The organism is Peptoniphilus hominis (ex Hitch et al. 2025), from assembly GCF_040096015.1.
GTDB lineage: Bacteria > Bacillota > Clostridia > Tissierellales > Peptoniphilaceae > Peptoniphilus_A > Peptoniphilus_A hominis.
Map to the genome: position 1 here is coordinate 1 of NZ_JBBMFO010000061.1, position 2018 is coordinate 2018.

Annotated in this window: 2 protein-coding genes; both read right to left on the reverse strand. The window is 38.0% G+C overall.

From position 1 onward, the window contains the following. Window positions 1-193: 193 nt before the first annotated feature. Window positions 194-745 carry a serine O-acetyltransferase EpsC gene (gene epsC, locus WMO19_RS09650; RefSeq protein ID WP_349171656.1) on the reverse strand — a complete coding sequence of 184 codons (552 nt, stop codon included), beginning with the start codon at window positions 743-745 and terminating at the stop codon, window positions 194-196. After that, window positions 738-1628 carry a cysteine synthase A gene (gene cysK, locus WMO19_RS09655; RefSeq protein ID WP_349171658.1) on the reverse strand — a complete coding sequence of 297 codons (891 nt, stop codon included), beginning with the start codon at window positions 1626-1628 and terminating at the stop codon, window positions 738-740. Before cysK ends, epsC begins: the two co-directional genes overlap by 8 nt. Window positions 1629-2018: the final 390 nt, after the last annotated feature.

Below are 2018 nucleotides of genomic sequence, written 5' to 3' on the forward strand. Positions count from 1 at the left end.
TTAGCGTCTAAGTATGGATTTTTACATAAAGAAAGAGACTCGAATTAACGAGTCTCCCCAATATTTGACATAGAGCCTAAATAATTTAATTAAAATTATAAAAAAGACTGCCCTAGTGGCAGTTTTTTAATGCAAAAAACTCGGGGTCTTCCCGAGTTTTCTTTTATCCTATAAAAAATATTTTTATAAAATTTTAGTGGTATTTATTTTCGATGGGGTCGTGAAATTTTACAACTTCAGCTGGCACTCCAACGGCAGTTGAGTTGGCAGGGATGTCTGTGAGGACAAGGGCACCTGCTCCAATTTTAGCCCCGTCGCCAATTTTTACTGGACCAAGGACAGTGGCACCTGTTCCAATTATTACATTGTTGCCCACTGTTGGGTGTCTCTTCTTTTCCTTTTCATTTCCCGTACCGCCCAGAGTTATGTTGTGATACATGTGACAGTTGTCGCCAATTTCTGCAGTCTCTCCTATGACCACAGCCATGCCGTGGTCGATAAAGAGATTTTTGCCGATTTTTGCACCAGGATGAATTTCAATTCCAGTTTTTTTGCGAGACCTTTGGGAAATCCATCGGGCAAGAGTGGTATGGTTTTTTTCATAAAAGTAGTGGGCAATTCTGTGGCGAATCATGGCTGACACAATGGGATACATAAATATAGCTTCAAATAAGCTTTTGCAAGCGGGATCTTCTCTTAAAATAAATTTCCCATAGGATTTTAATTCTTTAAAAAAATTAGTCATTTTTAAATAAGTCTGTAGACATATACCTTTCTGCAGTGTCAGGAGCAACTGTTACAATCTTGCCGCCAATTTCTTTTTGCATCTTTAAAGCGCCAAGGACATTTGCGCCTGCTGATATTCCCACTGAAAGTCCCTCTTGGCGAGAAAGTCTTCTTGCCATTTCAATTGCCTCATCTGATTTTACTGTTATAGTTTTGTCGAGAACTTTTTGGTCCAAAACTCCTGGAATAAAGTTTGCGCCAATGCCTTGGATTTTGTGACTTCCAGCCTTGCCCCTTGTAATAAGTGGAGACTCATCAGGTTCAAGTCCCCAAACTTTTATTTCTTTATTTTGTGACTTCAAATATCTTCCAATGCCAGTGACAGTTCCACCAGTTCCAATACCTGCTATGAAACCTGAAATGTCCTTTAGGTCCCTATAAATTTCTGGACCAGTAGTTTCTTCGTGAGCAAGGGCATTGTATTTATTTTCAAATTGGTTTGGCATAAAATAATTTCCTGTGGCAACAAGTTCCTTTGCCTTGTCAACAGCTTCTTGCATTCCGCCTTCGCCAGTTAAAATTAAATTTGCGCCAAAGGATGCAATTAAATTTCTTCTTTCAAGGGACATGGAAGAAGGCATGACTATATTTACCTTGTAGCCAAGAGCACGACCAATCATGGCAATGCCTATGCCAGTGTTGCCGCTAGTTGGCTCAACAATTTCCATTCCTTCTTTGAGAGAGCCATCTTCTATGGCGCCCTTTATCATGTAAAGAGCAGCCCTATCCTTAATTGATCCTGCTGGATTAGATTTTTCCACCTTTACAAAAATATTTCCGTTGCCAATGTTTTCTAGTTGAACGAGTTTTGATTGGCCAATTGTTTCTAATAATTTTGTCATTTTGTCCTCCTTAAAACTAAATAAAAAAAGAGAGTATATGAATTCATATACTCTCAAAATCTTCTTGCTTAAAAATTTTAAAATATTGATTCACATTCAAATAAGTCCTATAAAATTTTTATAGAACAACAACAGAATGCTTGGCTTGTGAAATTTTTAAAGTTATTAAAGTTTTTCATTATTATCGCCTCATCAATATGGGTCAACTATACTATTAAAAAATTTTTTTGTCAAGGATAAAAGAAAAATTTTAATTATTGGAGGGGCGCAGCGGAGTCTTAAAAATTTTTTTCTAAAGATACGCTTTAAAATTTTTTTAAGGAGGGGGTAGAGGGGGCGGCAATGCCCCCTCTACCCCCTCCTTTAACCTCCCCCACACCCCCGTGCCCT

Bases quoted from the DNA above. Each gene is read 5' to 3' on its own strand.
- epsC (WP_349171656.1), bottom strand. From the start codon at position 745: ATGACTAATTTTTTTAAAGAATTAAAATCCTATGGGAAATTTATTTTA.
- cysK (WP_349171658.1), bottom strand. From the start codon at position 1,628: ATGACAAAATTATTAGAAACAATTGGCCAATCAAAACTCGTTCAACTA.